At 36.6% G+C, this 2505-nt stretch carries 3 protein-coding genes; 2 read left to right on the top strand and 1 reads right to left on the bottom strand.

Annotated elements, in window-relative coordinates; genetic code table 11:
- A partial coding sequence (locus AC3AX0_RS06860) for a hypothetical protein (protein WP_487549564.1) occupies positions 1 to 590 on the bottom strand: 590 nt, incomplete at its 3' end.
- Positions 591 to 1795: 1205 nt separating this feature from the next.
- Between AC3AX0_RS06860 and AC3AX0_RS06855 the strand changes: the two genes are divergently transcribed.
- Both AC3AX0_RS06855 and AC3AX0_RS06850 read left to right on the top strand, forming a co-directional pair.
- Positions 1796 to 1945 carry a hypothetical protein gene (locus tag AC3AX0_RS06855; RefSeq protein WP_487549563.1) on the top strand — a complete coding sequence of 50 codons (150 nt, stop codon included), beginning with the start codon at positions 1796 to 1798 and terminating at the stop codon, positions 1943 to 1945.
- 16 nt (positions 1946 to 1961) lie between these two features.
- A complete protein-coding gene (locus AC3AX0_RS06850; RefSeq protein ID WP_487549562.1) occupies positions 1962 to 2405 on the top strand; it encodes an IS110 family transposase in 444 nt (147 codons plus the stop codon).
- Positions 2406 to 2505 lie beyond the last annotated feature (100 nt).

The raw sequence follows: 2505 nt of genomic DNA, 5'->3' as shown, positions 1-2505 counted from the left end.
CCGTTAGAATCTATCAACACCAGCTCTTGATCGTACCCTGTCGGCTCATTTTCAAACTTGGTATTATCCATTTCCTCAACAGAATCTTCACCATCATAATATGCCACTTCAACTGCCGAAAGCATCCAGCTCTCGTCATCCTTTACATACACATATCTTCTTGTAATAATCAATACATCTTCCGGGTTGTGGTTCATTTGGGGTGTAACAGTAGCCATTGTATATATGTACTTAATATCCAAATTATCAAATACCTTTGATACCTTGAGGTCAACACCATGCCTGCCGTATTTTTCAGCTATATTCTCCAACTCGCTCTCCTTGATTTCTCTTAAGTCGATGGGATCAGGAATATATTTCCTTTGATAGTTGGTATCCATATCAATATTGCCCGACAGCGCAGCCATATCTTTCTCGTACTCATCATAGGTGATAAGAAAGTTTGACAGATTATGGTCCAGTTTTTCAATTTTGATTGTATTTTCAATCAACTTATCATTTATCTTTGACAAGTCTTCTCCATTATTTCCATTGCATGATGCTGTCAGTAGAACGATGAACAACATAAACGCTAAAATCCTTTTTCTCATAACTTACCTCACATTATCAATTTTTTCTTTTTCATAAGAATAGCAATAATACATCCTTAATCTGTAAACTGTCCCTGTACAGTAAAGTTGAAAAACACGTACCCGTTTAATTACTTAGTCGTTAGTAGGTATCGCTTTATCAGAAGTTATCATAAACTTGCGTCTGGTAAGTCAGAGGAGTTGCCTCCCCTTCCTCCCATAAGAACCCAGCGTGACACTTTCACGTCACTGGGCTCAAGCCATTTAGAACTAACTTATATCAATAGTTAGCAAGCCGTCTTTGTTCGACGGCTTTAGCAGTCCGGGATTAAAGTTTACTAACCACAATAGTCTATAGATGCCCGAGTACAAGCTCTTTTTGGCTTTTCTATATTCATAAAGTTTCTTTCCTTTCATTGCTGTAAATGACCGGCTAGAAGTCTGCATCCTTTCAGATTATGGCAAATTCCGAACCACTATCTATCTCATTACAAGATAACATTCGCTTTCTCTAGCGCTCCTTTAACCACTAAGTATTGTGCAATCTTTACAGATTGCCTACCTGAATAGGAACTTATTGGTCTTACCTAGTTGTACACCTTGGCCAATTCATACCACCTTAGATTCTGCCTATACTCCGGAGAGTTCATCCATATCCTACACGGTAAAACTATCCCGTGTAGTCCCGTCTCTGTACCTTTTGGTTATAGAGTGTCAGCCTTATTTCTCTACTTCAAATTAACGAAGCTTACAGCAGTTCAATTATTTTAATCATAGTGATATATTTACCCTAGCGACGATAACCACTTTAGGCTAGCAGTATGTTCACATTGTCACTATAGCTTAGCACCCCATTGTTACCAATGACGCACCTATAGGTAGGGTTACTCCATATGGAAGGAGTATTCCAATAGCTTTCGCTTGGACAGCCCAAGATGTACCTTGTACTATTATTTCAAGTGCTAGTCGCACAGCTTTCAATTCGTAATATATAAGTATAGAGGTTTTATAACCTTTACTTATTATTTATAATGAAGGTGATTGGCTAACGTACTTTTCAATTGGGACACCACGCCCGTCTGCAAATTTGTTAGCCAGCCTTCATTGTCCAGCGTTCGATTAAGCAAGTTGGGATGATTTCATCACTCCCGTTTAACTCACGAATATGAATGGATCTTGAAGAGTTGGAACCAATCAAAACTATTCTATATTAAGGAGGTACCATTTTGATTGCTGTTGGAATTGATATTTCAAAATACAAAAGTAAAGTTGCAATACTTAATAACGATTGCAGCATTCGTGCTAAACCGTTTGACATGAACCACAATCAAACAGAGATGAATGCACTTGTACAATATCTAAAAAAATCTAAATGAACCACTAATCATCCTGATGGAGTATACAGGACATTACCACTACCCTGTTTTGAAGAAACTTCAAGATGAGGGATTTCAAGTTTGCCTCGTCAACTCATACCAAATGAAAAAGTTTGGAGACGTTGAAATTCATAAAATCAAAACAAATAAAAAAGATGCTATTCGAATTGCAACTTTTGCTCTAGAAAAAGCATATCTACTTACACCTTATAGTCCATTAGATCAGAAATATGAAGACTTAAAATTCCTTTCAAGACAATACCAACAAAGAATATCATATCTTACAAAGACTAAAGTACAGTTAATAAATCTACTAGATGAAACTATGCCAGAAATTACTTCACTACTGAAGCTTACTAGTCGTCATCCAGAGAGATGTGCCTTACTGCTATTCATAAAAAGATATGGTTCATATAATTCCATTATGAAAATGGGTAAAATGAGCTTTTTAGCTACTTAGTGTCTACTTAATAAGTAGCAATTTTGATTAACCTGCCATCGCAAGAGGATATTTGCTGAAAAACAGCAAATTCCAAATAAATTCCCAAAAAGAGCGTGAA

This window comes from Dethiosulfatibacter sp., assembly GCF_983023055.1.
Note: the sequence above shows the minus strand (reverse complement) of the source record. Positions and strands in the feature narration are given on the sequence as shown.